The sequence below is a fragment of the Methanosalsum zhilinae DSM 4017 genome (assembly GCF_000217995.1).
GTDB lineage: Archaea > Halobacteriota > Methanosarcinia > Methanosarcinales > Methanosarcinaceae > Methanosalsum > Methanosalsum zhilinae.
In genome coordinates this window covers 908,254-925,636 of the sequence record NC_015676.1, presented here as the reverse complement: position 1 = coordinate 925,636, position 17,383 = coordinate 908,254, and the positions used below count along the sequence as shown (strand labels likewise).

The following is a 17,383-nucleotide window of genomic DNA, read 5'->3' as shown; positions in this document are numbered from 1 at the left end:
TGAAATTGCACTCAAAAGCACGATCTACTGGGATTACAAAATATTGTCTATTGAATATTTCGACCACATCCGAAATTCCATAGATTTATTTAATATTTGAAGGAGTGATTGTTTATTCTCCACTTTATCCATATAATGAGCCTATTTTAAGGAAGAAATAATGAAAGGTACCTGAACCCTGAAAGGCTATACTTTCTGTATCAACCGAAAATGTAACAAATTAAACACTCAAAAACATTATGGCACTTAAGAACATCTACAATTTAAATCAAGAGGGTTTCAATGAAAAATATTAGAGTTTCATGCATCCAGATGGACATTTCATACTGTAACAAAAAAGAAAATTTACAGAAAGCATTTTTGATGGCAGATAGTGCGGTTTCTAAAGGAGCCGACATTATTGTACTTCCTGAAGTGTTCTCAACCGGTTTTTGTTATGAAAGGATCGAAGAGGTAGCTGAGGAGCATCCATATGATACTATTCAAAAAATAGCTGATTTCTCAAAAAAAAATAATTGTATAATGATAGGATCAATAATAGAAAAAAATACATTTGAAAATAATATTGAATATTATAATCTTGGATATTGCATTGAATATGGTCAAATCGCAGGATTTTATCGTAAAATCCATCCATTTACAGAGGAAAAAAAATATTTCAGTCCAGGCTCTAAAGTCCATACCATACCGCTTAGGGGATGTAATCTAAATATCGGGCTTGAGATTTGCTATGAAATAAGATTTCCGGAAATTGCCCGCAAAATGGCACTTGAAGGAGCAGATATCCTGATCACAATAGCTGAATTTCCAAAGCCACGCAGTGATATATGGTCAGCCCTTGCAAAAGCACGTGCCATTGAAAACCAGATTCCGCATGTGGCCTGCAATCGAACAGGATCTGACCCCAGAAAAGATTATTTTGGGGGGTCCTTGATCATAAATGCAGAAGGCGATATTTTGGCAGAAGCCTCTGATAACGAAACCATATTAATTGCTGACATCGATACTGAACAGAAAAACAAAATACGTAGTTCCATACCAGTGTTTGCGGATAGAAGACCCGAACTGTATTAAAACATCTGCAGATCTTCCAACTGCAGGATACACAGATGAACTACTCCTGAGCTAAAGACTCAGGTGCTTCCTTGGACCGATTCCTTAAGGAATCTGATATCACAGTTCATACCCAACTGGAAAGGCAACGAACTATGGAACCCTTTAAGAAGACCCCTATCCCATTGGTGTCCAGTTTAAATTCCTTTTGGCTTGGTTCTCGACATCGGTTAATTACATACACATTGAGAATTATTTATAATATAGTTGACGATTACATCCCCTATGCTAAAGACATAGGAGTTTTTACTCTCCGTTTATAAAAGTTATCTGTCAAAAGATTATTCTATATATATGGCAGGCCTCAGTATTGATGCATGTGCTGATTTACCCTCGGGGTCATATTCAGGATCGTCTCCGGAATAAACTTTAACACTGCAACCGGTCTCTTTTTCGAAAAATAGAACAGAACCTTTTAGAATCTCTTCTTCGTTAAAATCGGCCTGCAGCAATGTTTCAATCCTTTCGGGTTTCATACTCTTGATTTCAGGTACCAGCTTTTGTACAAACTTTGGAATCTTTTTCCCGTATTTTTTCATCTCAGGATCTGACATGGCTTCTTTGATGAGAGTACCTACTTCCAGTTTTCCTTCACTGCTCATGAAGATCGCTTTTTTGAATATCGAGATCTTCCAGTTCTGGGATGTATAGAGATAAATTTTACTGGGAGATAGTTTGATTACCTTAATTATTTCTTCAATATCTTCCAGAGTATTGCTTATCATCTCCTCTGCCAGTTCTGCATTAATGTCGACAAGGGCCGAATTATATTGAGGATACTGTGCAAGTGAAATGAAATCAGATTCATCATGGCCCATATATGACCACACCTCTTCAGATAGATGTGGAGTAAATGGTGCCATTAAACGAACCCACACATCAAGAATATATGGAAGAAGCTTCACTCCTCCCCTTCGCTGATACCATCTTATGTCATTGAACATAAGGAAAAATGAATTTTGAAGAGCATTTCTGGTCTTTATTTGATCAAGTGAGACGTTGGTCTGGTTGATACGCCTTTGAACTTTACTAAGAAGCCATTTATCAATATGTTCAATCTCAGAGATTTCGTATCCTGAAAGAAACGCCTCTTCACTATAAGAATCAATTATTTCCTGGGAAAATGTATAGAACCTTTCTATCTGCTTTTTTGCAGCTTCCACACCGCTATTCTTCCAGTCAGCATCCTGTGTCTGTTCAGCAGATGAGAGAATATACATACGGGTGACATCTGCACCATATGTTCGTACAGCTTCGTTCATAGTTAGAAGAGGACCTTTGGATTTGCTCATTTTCTCTCCTTCAAGTGAAACAAAACCATTAACTGCAATCGTCTTTGGCCATTTATCTTCATCAAATATGGCAACATGATGGAACAGGAAGAACAAAAGATGGTTTGGGACCAGATCCTTACCTGAAGTACGCATATCAACAGGATACCAGTACTCAAAATCGTTCTTCATACCTTCGATAGTATTTTTATCCAGACCACAGTCCTCCAAAACTTCCTCCAATGTGCCCACATCAAGTAAAACATAATCAAAGAGCTTTTTAGTTAGATTCTCTGGTTTGATATTTTCTGTTAAAAATTTTGAAATAATATAATAGGACATATAGATCGTCGAATCTGCAAGTGATTCAATTAGCCAGTCCTTATCAAAAGGTAATCTTGTTCCAAGACCTTTTTTCCGGGCACATGCTTTATCTTTCAGCCAGTCAACCTTATTGTTGAATTCAACACGAAGCTCTTCAGGAATTATATCCATCTGTTCTATACATTTATACACCATCTCTTTCCATTGGGGATCAGAATAATTTAAGAACCACTGCCCACGAACCATCTTCACAACACACGGAGTGCCACAACGACAAACTACAGGCTCACTGAACTCATAGAATATTTCCCCAATATTCTGTTCAATCAGGTCCTGAGTAAGAATATTTTTTATTTTAGAAACTTTTATATTTGCATATTTACCGGTGTTTTCTTTCAGAACCCCTGAATGGAATTCACGCCTATATACCAGTTTAGTGGCATCCTCGGCACGAGGGTCTTTCTGATCCCGGATATTGAATTTTTCAACTGCATCTACTGCAGGATATTCTCCAAAATCAGGAACATCAATAAGTGAGATGAGTTTTATATCCCCTGGATTTTCAGTAATCTCATATTCACTCAGATCCGCATCATACAGGTCCCGCAGTGCCAGATAATCAAAAGGAGCATGCGCCGGAACACTCATAACTATTCCGCTTCCATTACCGGCCTTGACAAAGGAAGCTGGTAAAGTAATAACTTCATCCCCTGTAAGTGGATTTTCAACCTTGATCCCTATCAGAGACATGGCAGGCACTTTTTCGACCAGTTCAACATTTCTGTCAGTGAAGGTGAGTTTTTCATATGCTTCCCTGCTAACGATCCAAAGTTCATGGGATCCCTCTTTTTTAACTTTGACCTTGACATACTCTGCCTCAGGGTTTACCCACAGATTAGTTACGCCAAATGTAGTCTCAGGGCGCAGTGTTGCACAGGGAATGATCATATCCTCATATCTGAACTTAATAAGAGTATAATCTACAATAGTTGCTCCTTCACCATGGAGTATATCGTGATCCTCTACAGGATTATCATCACCTGGACACCATTTCACAGGATGTGATCCCTTTACAATATATCCTTTTTCATGAAGATGGTTGAATTGCCATTCTATAAACTTTTTATATGTATCATCGGTAGTTGTGAATTTTCTTCTCCAGTCAATCGAGTATCCTATAGAACGCATGGATTTTTCAGCTTCTACACTGAAATAATCCACAATTTTTTCAGGAGTGTTAAGTGTCTGCAATCTATCATCCGATATTCCATGGTGTTTGGAATAAACCTCAATTGTCTGAGGATCTCGATTTCGGATTAGTTCAGCAAGACCAACAATGGGAGTTCCTGTAACATGAAATCCCATCGGGAACAATACATTATAACCTTGCATGCGCCTGTACCTTGCAATAACATCTCCTATTGTGAAGGTACGTGTATGACCAGCATGCAGAATTCCATTTAAATACGGATAGGGAACAGTAATGAAATACTTGCTGCCTTTATCAGGTTCAGCCTCAAATATCTTGCTGCTGGTCCATCTGGAAATCCATTTTTTTTCGATAACATCTGGTCGATAATGTTTTTGCATAATCCACAACATCCTTTAATATCTGGCAAATTCTGCTCAATACTCTAATACTCTATCTGTTATTTGGGAAACACGACATCCCTTATTGCTTCAATAGTTGCATCCACCAGTATAGGCCGGTCACATGCATCAATGACTTCCTGAGGATCTTTTAGCAGATGACCTGTTGTGACACATACAACCGTTTCTTCACTACCTATAACACCAGCCTCTACAAGTTTCCGGAGTCCTGCAACAGATGTTGCACTTGCAGGTTCCACACCAATACCTTCCAGCTGTGCAAGATCTCGCTGGGCCTGAACAAGTTCTTCATCCGTAACTGTTTCAGCAGTCCCTTCTGATTCCCTTATTGCATTGAGGGCTTTCTTTGCGTTTACCGGATCTCCTATACGTATTGCAGTTGCTATAGTTTCTGGATTTGATTCTGGAATAATAGATTCTGCACCACTCTTTATAGCCTGTACAATCGGGGATGCACCCTCTGCCTGAATACCACACATTTTTGGTACAGTATCCGTTATCTTCAATTCTCTAAACTCTTTGAATCCTTTATAGATGGCAGTAATGTTGCCTGCATTTCCAACTGGAAGGACTACCCTGTCTGGAACCTTGAGTCCAAGTTGGTCTACGATCTCGAATCCGATTGTTTTCTGCCCCTCCAGCCTATAGGGATTGATGGAATTTAAAAGATAGAACTTTTCCTGATCACATAATGTTCGCACAAGAGCAAGTGCCTCATCAAAATTTCCCCTAATGCTCAAGACCTTTGCACCATGCATCAATGCCTGTGCAACCTTTCCCATTGCTACTTTTCCCTCAGGCAATAGAACAATCGCAGGAATTCCAGCCTTTGCTCCGTAAATCGCAAGTGAAGCAGATGTGTTTCCTGTTGAAGCACATGCAACAGTCTTCATGCCAAGTTCAATTGCTTTAGATACACCAACAGTCATTCCCCTATCCTTAAAAGAACCTGTGGGATTCAATCCCTCATGCTTTACATATAATTCCTTTACTCCAATCTTTTCAGCCAGGCGATCGCACCGATAAAGAGGTGTACCCCCTTCATAAATAGTTACAGGATTACCGGTTATTGGAAGTAGATCACGGTATTTCCAAACTGTAGGAGGTTCATATTTCAATTTCTCCATATCAATATTTATGTTAGCATAGTCATAAATTATATCAAGAAGACCACCGCATTTACAGGTATAAACGACATCTGATTTCGAATATTTGTTTCCACAGTCTATACATTCTAAATTATACATTGGTTATCTCCTGGTTTTCCAAATTTTGTGAAATTTGTATGAGTATGAGAATTCAATAATTAATATTATACATAAAGTAATTGATTGGTCATTCCAATCCTATGGGCAGTAAAGCATCATTGTGCTAAGAATTTATACAGTGACCGATATGCTTATGCAAAATTAATTATCTCATAATTCCTATGAATGTAATGATTTTAACTGGTATTACATACATTAAAAAAGTTTCTGAGTTCCTGAATCAGCTTAATCAGATCGCTTCCTGCAATAATGTCCTTGTGCAGGCGATGAACGCTGATAAAATAGCAGGCCAGGAACATATCATGTTTGCGATTGAAAAGGCCCTTTCATCCATTGAAAAAGGTTCAAATCTGGCAAATGACCCGGGAATAGAGATAATGAGGTATGCTTCCGGAAAAAGACAGATCGATGAGGCTTTTTCCATGGGTGTCCGGAAAGGAGAAAACATGCTGGCTCTTGTAGTCATGGGAGATGAAAACGATGTCAGAGAATCAGTTACAGAGCTTAAGGAAATCATTACTGAAAAGCCACTTTTAAAGTGCTCCAGTTCAAAGATAAATATATTAATGGCGCAGTTTAATATAACAGAAGAAGAAATTGATGCTGTGGGGAAGGAAAAAATTCCGGATCTGGTGATTGAAAGAGTAGCACTTGTGGATTACCTTAAATGACATGTGACATAAATTTATATAATGGCTCATATAACTGAACCACTATTTAGCACATGATAATAAAAGTATTTCAGATTCATTTCAGGAAAACATCAAATTAACTAACGTCATATTTTATAAATTTGTCAAATTTATGGTTGGATCATAATGGATGCTCAAAAAAAATGTGAGATAATGATGAAAAGCGCTGGGCCAATTGAGCAGGCACTTCTTCCACGCCTGGTAAATGTAACAGAAGCAGCAGCCATTGCCGCTGCACATCAGATCGGCAGGGGAGACAAAAACTACGCAGATCAGGTTGCAGTAGAATCAATGAGAAGAATGCTAAACTGTCTGGATATGAAAGGTACCATCAAAATTGGTGAAGGAGAGAGGGATAAAGCACCCATGCTATATATTGGGGAAGAGGTGGGTACAGGTAAAGGTGATCTGGAAGTCGATATTGCAGTGGATCCACTGGAAGGAACAAATTTAACTGCAGACGGAGTCCCGGGATCGATATCCGTAATGGCCATGGCAGAGCCCGGTGGTCTATTTCATGGTCCTGATGTGTATATGGACAAAATTGTAGTCGGATCAGATGTCGTTAAATATGAAAAGAAAAATCCAGATCAGAAAATTGACCTTGACGCCCCGGTTTCAGAAAATCTGCAAATCATTGCAAAGGCACTTAACAGAGCTGTCGAGGAACTTGTAGTAGTCATACTTGACAGACCCCGGCATCAGGAGTTGATCAGAGAAATAAGGGGAACCGGCGCAAGAGTTAATTTGGTTTCCGATGGAGACCTCATGCCTGGTGTTGCAACTGCTATCAGGGGTTCTGGCGTTCATGTTGTCATGGGATCCGGTGGCTCGGGTGAAGCTGTGCTGACAGCAGCTGCAATGAAGATCCTGGGCGGAAAAATACTTGCAAGGCTTGTGCTTCCTGCTGTTGCAAATAAAAAATCCAGAGATGAGATTGAAAGAGAGAAAAAGGAAAAGATACCCCGACTGAAAAAAATGGGCATCATGGAAAATAATCTAGATGACGTACTTGATACTGAGAGACTGGTCCCAGGTAAAGATGTGATATTTGCTGCAACAGGAGTAACACCGGGACAGTTGCTTAAAGAAGCGAACCTGTTTGGGGAAGGAGATGCAAGGGTCAATACAATTACAATGGGAAGTTCAGGTGTCGTAAAGTTTACAGATGCAATCTATATTCATGACAAAGAAGCTACTCCCCTCAGGATGAAGTGAGTTTCAGAAGATATGTATCTACAAAGCATAATTGAATTTACCAGAATAAGTGACATTAAACCATACCTCTTAAAATGAAAGTTCATATACTAAATTATGGATGTTCTGCAAATCAGGCATCTGCAGAAATAATGGCCGCAAAGATCAATGAATACGGGCATGAGCTCGTTGATGATGAAAGCAGTGCACAGGCGGTTGTAATAAATACCTGTACTGTAAAATCAACAACCGAAAAAAAGATCCTTCACAGAATCAGTGAGATTGGAAAGACTGAAAGAGAACTGGTTGTAACAGGGTGCATGCCTCAGGTGCAGATGAAAGATATAATTGAAGCAAATTCGCAGGCCCATGTTCTGGGAGTCAACTCAATAACAGAAATAGGAAATATTTTGAACAAAATCCAGAATTCAAACAAAGGATCCGTTAAAGATAGAATAGAATTGCTTTCATCTGTGCCTGAAGGTTTTCTAAACGTGGATCGAATACGACATAACCCAAACATCCATATATGCCAGATATCCCAGGGATGTAATCATCGCTGCTCATACTGTATCGTGAGAGATGCGCGAGGTCCCCTGACATCATTTGATCCTAAAGATATAGTCGATGATGTAAAAAAAGCTATATCAGAAGGATGCAGAGAAGTCTGGATAACTTCCCAGGATAATGGGCAGTATGGAGCTGACATTCAATCCTCCCTTCCCGAACTTCTGAATATGCTATGCAAGATTCCTGAACATTTTAAGATCAGGGTCGGAATGATGAATCCTTTTTCTGTATTACCCATTCTTGATGATCTGATCAAGGCCTTTGAAAATGATAAAATCTACAAACTGCTGCATCTTCCCATACAGTCTGCATCTGAAAATACATTAAGTGCAATGAACAGAAACCACTCCATGAAAGATGTTGAGGATATAATTTCCAGGTTCAGATACCGGTTTGGTGATCTGACGCTGTTTACAGATATAATAGTAGGATTTCCTTATGAGACAGATGATGACTTCAACAAAAGTGTTGAATGGATAAAAGAATATTGTCCGGATAAAATAAATATTTCCAGATATACACCCCGTCCAGGTACACCAGCATTTAACTATCGCAACATTGATTCTCGTATAGTTGCAAAAAGATCAAAAACTCTCCACAAAGCTTGTGAAGAGGTCAAAATCGAATCTAAAAGAAAAATGATAGGTTGGAAGGGGGAAGCCTTTATTTCAATGGAAGCAAAATTTGAAGGGTTCATGGCAAGAACACAATCATACAAGCCGGTTGTGATTAAAGATGATAATATTTCTCCCGGCGACATATGCACCATAGAGGTCATTGATGTTATGCCAGGATATTTTATAGGAAAAACAGTCTCCTGATAGATAAAAAGCTTATTCTGGCCATTCTGGCTGTGTATATATCTATTTTCCAGTAGTTACTAATTTAGTTTCAGAGAAAAGTTTCTTAGAATTATATGTACTGTAGCAGTTAATTTGTTTTTAAGGAACATATTTTTGATTGTTCACTACAGGTGGATTGTTAATGGTAAACAGATCTCTATTGGACCATAAGTCACAATACTTAGCCCAACAAAGAAAAAGTTCATATGTCGATCTTAAAAAAGAAAAGAACAATTTCACCAGTATATTTAATAATATACCTGAAGCAGTTTTCATTTGCGATCTTTCAGGGAATATTCTCGAAATTAATGATTCTGCACTAAATAAGTTCAATTTTTCACTTAAAAAACAGTCTTCTGAGTTTATAATAGATGATTTTCTGGGATCAGAGATCTTTATGGATAACATCAAAAAAGTTAATGAGATGAAATTTTACCGCCAAGTATCCCCTGCAAATAATCGTCAGAAAAAAAACAGCAAAAACCCGATAGACTGTGAAGTTTTTTTAAAGTTGATCCAATGGAATGATAGTGAAGCTGTAATGATTATAGTGCATGATATTGAGGATAACATACATTCAAATAAATGCTACAGGCAACACTTCATAAAAGAGGTACACCATAGGGTCAAGAACAGTCTTCAGGTAGTTAACAGTCTGCTTAGCCTCCAGTCAAAAGATTTTATTGACACGGAAGATGTTCACAATACATTCATTGAGTGTCAGACACGTATCAGATCTATGGCTATTGCACATGAAAGAGTTAGTGAGTCCTGTAATATAGATTGTGTATATATGGAAGAATACTTTAAAGATCTCATCAGTTATCTCTTACACATCTACAGAGCCGAATCAGTTATTCAATCGGAAATATCATCCAAAAGAGCTTATTTGAATATTGATACAACAGTTATTGTTGGGCTGATCATCAATGAGCTTATTTCTCACTACCTAAAACATACCCATTTATTATTCAACTACAATAATATTTGTTTAAATTTGGAAAAAGAATCACAAAAGAATTACATCCTCCAAATAGCTATCAAAAATGTAGATGTTGAGAGTATGTTCAACCTGGAAGATACAGATTCATTTGGAACAAGGCTTGTCAGTATGCTATTAAAGCAGATAGATGGCTCAATGAACACAAAAATAAACGAACCTGGAATGCATGTGATCAGATTTCAGGAACTATAAAAAAATTATGATTTAGCAATCATAAAATAAAAATTAAAATGATTGGATCTCAACGTACCAAAATCGTTAATGAAAAATTAAAGATGAGATTATAAGTTACATATCCACATAGTCAACGGGTCTTTTGAAAACGGCTGTTTTCATTCCACTCTCGTTTGTATCATCACTCATCTTAATAAGTTCCCATCCATCAATTCCAATTTCATCAAGATCTTTTTTCATGTTGATCCATTCATCAGTTCTAACCGATCTTATGTCGTATTCCCATGCTGTCATTTATTAACCCTCCAAATTGATATTATACTCAAACTATTATTATGGGATATGAATTATATATAACTTGTTAAAAAATTAATTTGTGCTTAAATCAAGAAAATTTGTCTATGCAAAAATTATAATGTCCAGGAGTCAATATTAAATTGCTTGCTTTATAGATTAAATAACAAATTATGTTTAATAAAAACCTTTTACCAAATAAATCAAAATAAAAACAATATGCAAAAATATTTCATGTGGTCAATAAATGCTATATATTGTTGAAAACAATATTGTTCAGGGGGTGATCAGATTGGAGTGTTTATTCTGTAAAATAGCTGCCGGAGATGTTGAATCACATAAAATTTATGAAGATGAGTTCTCTATCGCATTTGCCGATGTCAGGCCTTCCAGTGAAGGACATACAATAGTTATTCCAAAAAAGCATTTTGCCAAATTTACGGAAATGTCGCCTGATAACGCTGCCTCACTGTTTTCTTCAGTCAACAGGGTAGCAAAAGCACTGGAAAAGACATTTTCATTATCTGGAATGAATATAGGAATAAATAATGGAAAGGCCGCAGGTCAGGAGATTGCGCATGTGCATGTGCACCTGATACCCCGCAGAGAAGGGGATGGAGGAGGAGGGATGAAATCTATAGTGTGGACAGAACCTCCAACCGATAATCTTGAAGAAATTGCAAAAAGAATAAGAGATAACTTTGACTGATAAGTGATCTGCAGGCAAGATTAGATTCACGGACCTTTCGATTGCAGGTATTCAGGAGCAGTTGCAACTGTAAAGATGATTCATATTGTATAGCATTGAAAGTCATTATTCTATAAGCAGAGATATATATCAGTTAATTAGATTTACTAAATAATATAATATCAATTAATATAAAGGTTCCAGGACTATGAACAAGATTGTGGAAAACAGAAAAAAATGTCCTTTTTTATCACCAACTGAAAAAGATACTGAAGGGGATTTTTGCTTGAAGGCAAAATGTATCTGGTATAGTGAAAATGGAAACAAATGCAACATTAATGAACAAAAAGAGTAAGAAAAAAAGAAGGAATAACTGTATCCATAAAATTAATCCAACTTTATAATCGGACTGATTCAGTTACGAAGAGCCTGCAAGGGTGCCGGTATCCTTCCTCCCTTGCTAATGAAATCAGATGAACTCAATGAATTAACCTTCATTACAGGAGCACGTCCAAGAAGCCCTCCAAATTCCAGATAATCCCCTATTTCTTTACCAGGCGCCGGAATAATCCTCACAGCAGTTGTCTTTTGATTGATAACACCAATTGCCATTTCATCTGCAATTATCGCAGATATTGTAGATGCAGGAGTCTCACCGGGAATAGCAATCATATCAAGTCCAACTGAACACACGGATGTCATTGCTTCCAGTTTATCGATGGTCAGTGATCCAGATTCAACTGCATCTATCATTCCAGCGTCCTCACTTACAGGTATAAAGGCACCACTCAATCCTCCAACCGAAGAAGATGCCATTGCTCCTCCCTTCTTAACAGCATCATTTAAGAGTGCAAGAGCTGCAGTTGTTCCATGGGCACCACACCTCTCAATTCCCATGGATTCGATAATTGCCGCAACACTATCTCCGATTTCAGGAGTTGGTGCAAGCGAGAGGTCCACCACTCCAAAATCAACCCCAAGATCAGTAGACACTTTACGGCCAACCATCTCTCCCATCCTTGTTATCTTAAAGGAGGTCTTTTTAATTTCTTCAGCTATTTCTCCAATAGTTGGATCCTTCAGTTTCCGAATTGCATTATTTACAACACCTGGTCCACTAACGCCTACATTGATTACACAATCGGGTTCACCGACCCCATGGAAAGAACCTGCCATAAATGGATTATCTTCAGGAGAGTTAGCAAAAATAACCAGCTTTGCACAGCCAATACCATTATGATCCCGGGTCTTTTCAGCAGTTTGTTTAACAATGTTTCCCATCAGTGAAACAGCATCCATATTTATTCCAGCTTTGGTAGTTGCAACATTGACAGATGAACACACCTTATCTGTTGACGAAAGTGCTTCCGGGATAGAGTTGATAAGATCCATATCTCCAGGAGTTATCCCTTTATGCACAAGGGCACTGAAGCCACCAATAAAATCCACACCTACTGCCTCTGCAGCCTCATCCATTGTAATGGCAGTAGATACCAGATCTGCCGTATCACAGCTCTGGGCAACCAGTGAAATCGGTGTTACAGAAATTCTTTTATTTATTATTGGAATTCCATACATTGTTTCGATTTTGTCGGTTGTTTCTACAAGTTCCTCTGCAAATTTTGTTATTTTGGAATAGATATTCTCATTCAATTTGTTTATATCAGGATTACAGCAGTCATGAAGATTAATTCCCATTGTAACTGTTCTGATATCTAATTTTTCAGTACCTATCATCTGGATTGTTTCCAGGATTTCCTCGGGATGAAAAAACATAAATTGTTCTCCTCTTAATAGATTTTATTTGTGCTAACTTATCATATCCTGTGCATATATCGAAAAACATCTTCGTTCTGCACTTTCACTTCGACCCCAAGATTCTTCCCTTCTTCATCCATAGCTTTTTGAAATGATAAAAGATCAAAATCTTCATCCAGATTTTCTGCAAGCATTATCATTGTAAACAAACCTGACATTGTTGTCTGACTAATATCCACAATATTGACATTAAAGTCAGCCATCACCTTAGTAATGCTGGCAACAATACCTACCCTGTCTGTACCAATAACTGTGATCACATAACGGTTTGATGTCATAATTAATACCTTCAAATCAAGTAGCTCATATCAATAATATTATGCTGATATAAGTGATGTTATTTAAAATGGGTCGTGTATTTTTTGAGGATTCACACGTATTATCTGATCATCATGTGATAGAGGAACTCCACGGCCATCACGATTACTTGTGAAGATATACAGATAACCATCAGGTCCACTGACCACACCTCTTAGCCGTCCAAACTCCCCATCAAAATGTATAATCAAGTCAGGCGGGGTTTGATATATCCTTGCTTCATAAAGGCTCTGACCTCTGAGACCTCCAAAATAAACTGAACCTTCAAAGTAGTCTGCACCTGAAGGTGCCCATGTATTCCTGTCACTATGAATTACGGGAGATTCAAGTCCGGGAGCAGTTTCAGACCCTTCAATTAGAGGCCATCCATAATTTTTACCGGCTTCTATTAAATTAAGTTCATCATTTCCTGTTGCACCGTGTTCTGTTGACCACAATCTTTTGTCACTATCCCATACAAGACCCTGAGGGTTACGGTGTCCAAGTGAAAATACAGGGGATCCGGAAAACGGATTGTCTTCTGGAACACTGCCATCTTCTTTTATGCGCAAAATTTTTCCGGCAAGAGAATCCACATCCTGTGCAAAGTCTGCGATTCCGGCATCGCCTGTAGTAATATACAAATGCCCATCTGGCCCGAACTTAATTCTTCCACCATTATGTATATTTGCTCCCGGGATGCCATCCAATATTATAGTCATATTGTGAATGTTGAGATCCAACATTTGATACCTCACCACCCTATTAGTCAGACCACTTCCAGAGTCACTGTATGTATAATACAGATAAATATACCCATTCGTATCAAATTCCGGATGTAATGTCACCCCAAGGAGACCTCCCTCGCCTGTATGCTCAACATCACTAACAACCAGTAGCGGTTCATCTAAAAGTCCACCATTATTATCTACTAGTCTCAAATTACCTTCCCTTTCGGTAAAAATGATGCTCCCATCAGGCATGAAATCAAGATCCCAGGGGATTTTCAGATCAGTTGCAACCAGACTTACCAATGGCACATCAACAGTCTCGTCCATAACGGCACCATGATAATCATTCAGTTTCTGAATATCTGTCTGGCGGTCTGAAATAAATGCATTCCACAGAAGGAATCCGAATATGAGAATAGAAATAACCAGGATCAAGAAAATTATCCTTTTTCGGATCAAACCATTCACATTACACTCCCCTTAAAAATAATTTTGTTTTCATTCAATAAAAAAAATATTCTGCAAAAATTGCAGTAAAACCATTATCCATAAAATATTCTCACCTGTTAGGATGAGTCTGAATCTACCAGATAATGGTCCTTCAATGCTGATAAATCTATGAAATCAGCGATTAAGCATCTCAAGAACGTCACACATCTTATTAATGGTATCTTCAACGGTTTTCATCCCTACTTCATCATTTTCTACAGGTTTCTGTACAATTCCTCCAAAATGTCCCCCATCACCTATAACAATCATTCCGTGGATATGCATCCAGTCATGAATTGTCTGAATCACTTTTTCCTGCCCACCGTTTCGAGATCCTCCAACTGAAAGCGCAGCGCCGGGTCTGTTATTAAGCACGAATCCATTCCTTCTAAGAAGTACACTTCTATCAAAAAGCGCCTTTAGCTGTGCTGTCATACTACCAAAATATACAGGAGACGAAACTATTATTGCATCCGCTTCTTTCAGCTTGCCATAAACACTTTCCATGTCATCATCAATCGGACAGCTTTCCTGATCTCTGCACACATCACATGCATTACAAGGTTCGATCTTATTTGAAGATAACAGTACTTTTTCAGTTTCAAAGTCTCTGGACTCTGCAATTTTAAGAACATGGTCAATTAATTTTTCATTATTGCCGTTTTCAGTTGGACTTCCGGAAATTCCTAGTATTTTCATGTTTTCACCAGCCATATATGATACATCCTATCAAATAATATTTTTGGACAATAGTATTTTTACCCATATTTATGTATAATTAAAACACAAATAAACAGTGCAGTTAATGTGAAAATAATATTGTGACTTATATTATAAATTTTAGTAGAGCAGGGATTAAATGCGGGGAAACTAATGTTAGAGAAAATGTTCAATCCGGATTCAGTAGCTGTTATTGGTGCATCAAGAAATAAAGAAAAAGTAGGATATGCTGTACTGCACAACCTTATTGAGAGCTATAAAGGAAAAATATTTCCGATCAATCCAGAAGCAGATGAAATACTGGGAATAAAGACTTATTCGAGTATTGAAGACATACCATTAGATGAAAACGTAGACCTTGCTGTAATTGTTGTCCCGGCAAAACTTGTACCGGGTATAATGGAAAATTGCGGTAAGTCAGGAATAAAAAATATTATAATAATTTCTGCAGGTTTCAAGGAAACTGGTATTGAGGGAGCCAGACTTGAACGAAAGTGTGTCAGGATCGCAAAAAAATACGACATCAGATTCCTTGGTCCAAATTGCCTGGGAATCATTGATACATCCTCTGATTTGAATGCATCATTCTCTGCAGTGATGGCAAAAAAAGGAAATATCGCATTAATATCACAATCCGGTGCAATCTGTACATCCGCCCTTGATTGGGCAGATAACAGGAATGTCGGGTTTTCAAAATTTATAAGTCTTGGAAACAAAGCCGATCTGGCTGAAAATGATTTTTTGTCAGACCTTATAGATGACAGCAGTACAGATGTGGTTGCTGCATATCTGGAGGGGGTTAAGGACGGTCCGGGATTTATTGAAATGTCACGTCGGGTTTCGAAGGCAAAACCTCTCATTGTTGTAAAAGCTGGCAGAACAGCAGCAGGTTCAAAGGCAGTATCTTCCCATACCGGTACACTTGCAGGGTCCGATGAAGCATATGATGCAGCTTTTGTACAGGGGGGAGTTATAAGGGCAGACAGCCTTGAAGATCTGCTGGAATATTCCAGAGCGTTTTCGATGTATGATATTCCACAGGGAGATGATATTGCCATAATTACCAATGCTGGAGGACTTGGAATCTTAACTGCTGATGAATGTCAGCGTCAGGATCTGTCACTGGCTGGTTTTGAAGAAAAAACGATTGATGAACTAAAGGAAAAATTACCACCTGCTGCAAATATATATAATCCGGTGGATGTTCTGGGAGATGCGGATCCGGACACATATGAATATGCACTCAACACGGTATTAGAAGATGAAAATGTAGATGGCATAATACTTCTAATATCTCCACAGGCCATGACAGACATTGAGAATATCTCATCAAGAGTGGCTAAAATAATACAATCGGCTACCAAGCCAGTTCTATGCAGTTTTGTTGGAGGAACCAAAATATCTGCTGGGGAGAAGATTTTGACTGGTTCAGGAATACCAAACTATACATTTCCTGAAAGAGCAGTTGCAAGTATGCGCGCACTTTCATCATACAGAAAAATAAGAAAAAAAGAATATCATTCCCCACCTGTAATAGAGGCTGATAGAGATACTGTAGCCCGAATCATAGAAAAAGCACAGGAAAAAAAGCAACGAACTCTGGGACTTGAAGCATTTGATATTCTAAAAGCATATAATATTCCGGTAGTTGAAAAGGAAATTGCAAAAACGCTTCCTGAAACTATAGAGGCCTGTGAATCAATCGGTTATCCGGTAGCAATGAAGATATTATCTCCCGAAATAACACATAAGTCAGATGTTGGTGGGATTCGACTCAACCTGACCAGTAGAGCAGATGTAGAAAAGGCATATGATACAATGATTTCTTCTGTCCGGCGATATATGCCCCATGCTACTATCAATGGAGTACAGATACAGAGGATGATAGAAGGTGGAAGAGAAGTAATAATTGGTATGAACAGAGACGTCCAGTTTGGTCCCCTTATCATGTTCGGGCTTGGAGGAACATATGTGGAGTTCCTGAAAGATGTGACTTTTGGTCTTGCACCACTTACAGAAAATGAAGCAAATCATATTGTCTCATCGATAAGAACATATCCATTGCTTGCAGGTGTCAGAGGAGAAAAACCTCATGATATTGGCTGCATAATTGATACGCTTTTACGAATATCCCAGCTATCACTTGATTTTCCCCAAATACTTGAATTCGAAGTAAATCCTCTGGTAGTTATGGATGAGGGAAAAGGATGTACTGCTATTGACATGAGGCTTACATTAAGGGAAAGTTAAATTATAGGCAGAGATATAAACAATCATTGAT

The 17,383-nt window shown here is 38.1% G+C and carries 15 protein-coding genes; 8 read left to right on the top strand and 7 right to left on the bottom strand.

The features are described 5' to 3' along the window. Nucleotides 1-282 precede the first annotated feature (282 nt). Nucleotides 283-1,074, top strand: coding sequence for a carbon-nitrogen family hydrolase (locus MZHIL_RS04305; protein ID WP_013898146.1), 792 nt, complete (start codon nt 283-285; stop codon nt 1,072-1,074). Nucleotides 1,075-1,394: 320 nt separating this feature from the next. On the opposite strand, the gene leuS is transcribed toward MZHIL_RS04305, so the two are convergent. Both leuS and thrC read right to left on the bottom strand, forming a co-directional pair. Next, nucleotides 1,395-4,298 carry a leucine--tRNA ligase gene (gene leuS, locus MZHIL_RS04300; protein ID WP_013898145.1) on the bottom strand — a complete coding sequence of 968 codons (2,904 nt, stop codon included), beginning with the start codon at nt 4,296-4,298 and terminating at the stop codon, nt 1,395-1,397. Between the two features lie 59 nt (nt 4,299-4,357). Next, nucleotides 4,358-5,566: a threonine synthase gene (gene thrC / locus MZHIL_RS04295; RefSeq protein ID WP_013898144.1), complete on the bottom strand. Its 1,209-nt coding sequence runs from the start codon at nt 5,564-5,566 to the stop codon at nt 4,358-4,360. 182 nt (nt 5,567-5,748) lie between these two features. Here thrC and cgi121 point away from each other — a divergent pair, with 182 nt between their 5' ends. The 4 genes from cgi121 to MZHIL_RS04275 all read left to right on the top strand — a co-directional run bounded on the left by cgi121 (nt 5,749) and on the right by MZHIL_RS04275 (nt 10,083). After that, on the top strand, nt 5,749-6,258 hold the full coding sequence (gene cgi121, locus MZHIL_RS04290; protein WP_013898143.1) for a KEOPS complex subunit Cgi121: 510 nt from the start codon (nt 5,749-5,751) through the stop codon (nt 6,256-6,258). 147 nt (nt 6,259-6,405) lie between these two features. After that, nucleotides 6,406-7,497: a class II fructose-bisphosphatase gene (gene glpX, locus MZHIL_RS04285; RefSeq protein ID WP_013898142.1), complete on the top strand. Its 1,092-nt coding sequence runs from the start codon at nt 6,406-6,408 to the stop codon at nt 7,495-7,497. A gap of 74 nt (nt 7,498-7,571) precedes the next feature. After that, complete coding sequence (locus MZHIL_RS04280) at nt 7,572-8,867, top strand: tRNA (N(6)-L-threonylcarbamoyladenosine(37)-C(2))-methylthiotransferase (protein WP_013898141.1); 1,296 nt, start codon at nt 7,572-7,574, stop codon at nt 8,865-8,867. A gap of 163 nt (nt 8,868-9,030) precedes the next feature. Next, on the top strand, nt 9,031-10,083 hold the full coding sequence (locus MZHIL_RS04275; RefSeq protein WP_013898140.1) for a histidine kinase dimerization/phosphoacceptor domain -containing protein: 1,053 nt from the start codon (nt 9,031-9,033) through the stop codon (nt 10,081-10,083). A gap of 96 nt (nt 10,084-10,179) precedes the next feature. Here MZHIL_RS04275 and MZHIL_RS04270 read toward each other — a convergent pair whose 3' ends face one another. Continuing rightward, nucleotides 10,180-10,359, bottom strand: a complete 180-nt coding sequence (locus MZHIL_RS04270) for a hypothetical protein (protein WP_013898139.1) — start codon at nt 10,357-10,359, stop codon at nt 10,180-10,182. Between the two features lie 247 nt (nt 10,360-10,606). Between MZHIL_RS04270 and MZHIL_RS04265 the strand changes: the two genes are divergently transcribed. Both MZHIL_RS04265 and MZHIL_RS10500 read left to right on the top strand, forming a co-directional pair. Further along, entirely contained in the window at nt 10,607-11,068 is a 462-nt protein-coding gene (locus MZHIL_RS04265; protein WP_013898138.1) for an HIT family protein, read from the top strand. A gap of 187 nt (nt 11,069-11,255) precedes the next feature. Continuing rightward, nucleotides 11,256-11,402 carry a hypothetical protein gene (locus tag MZHIL_RS10500; RefSeq protein WP_013898137.1) on the top strand — a complete coding sequence of 49 codons (147 nt, stop codon included), beginning with the start codon at nt 11,256-11,258 and terminating at the stop codon, nt 11,400-11,402. 59 nt (nt 11,403-11,461) lie between these two features. Here MZHIL_RS10500 and MZHIL_RS04260 read toward each other — a convergent pair whose 3' ends face one another. The 4 genes from MZHIL_RS04260 to MZHIL_RS04245 all read right to left on the bottom strand — a co-directional run bounded on the left by MZHIL_RS04260 (nt 11,462) and on the right by MZHIL_RS04245 (nt 15,081). Continuing rightward, on the bottom strand, nt 11,462-12,823 hold the full coding sequence (locus tag MZHIL_RS04260) for a PFL family protein (protein ID WP_013898136.1): 1,362 nt from the start codon (nt 12,821-12,823) through the stop codon (nt 11,462-11,464). Between the two features lie 41 nt (nt 12,824-12,864). Beyond that, nucleotides 12,865-13,143 (bottom strand): ACT domain-containing protein, encoded by a 279-nt coding sequence (locus tag MZHIL_RS04255; protein WP_013898135.1) that lies wholly within the window; start codon nt 13,141-13,143, stop codon nt 12,865-12,867. Between the two features lie 63 nt (nt 13,144-13,206). Next, nucleotides 13,207-14,361 carry a PQQ-dependent sugar dehydrogenase gene (locus MZHIL_RS04250; protein WP_013898134.1) on the bottom strand — a complete coding sequence of 385 codons (1,155 nt, stop codon included), beginning with the start codon at nt 14,359-14,361 and terminating at the stop codon, nt 13,207-13,209. 156 nt (nt 14,362-14,517) lie between these two features. Then, on the bottom strand, nt 14,518-15,081 hold the full coding sequence (locus MZHIL_RS04245) for a flavodoxin family protein (protein WP_048815641.1): 564 nt from the start codon (nt 15,079-15,081) through the stop codon (nt 14,518-14,520). 174 nt (nt 15,082-15,255) lie between these two features. Here MZHIL_RS04245 and acs point away from each other — a divergent pair, with 174 nt between their 5' ends. Next, entirely contained in the window at nt 15,256-17,352 is a 2,097-nt protein-coding gene (gene acs, locus MZHIL_RS04240; RefSeq protein WP_013898132.1) for an acetate--CoA ligase alpha subunit, read from the top strand. Nucleotides 17,353-17,383 lie beyond the last annotated feature (31 nt).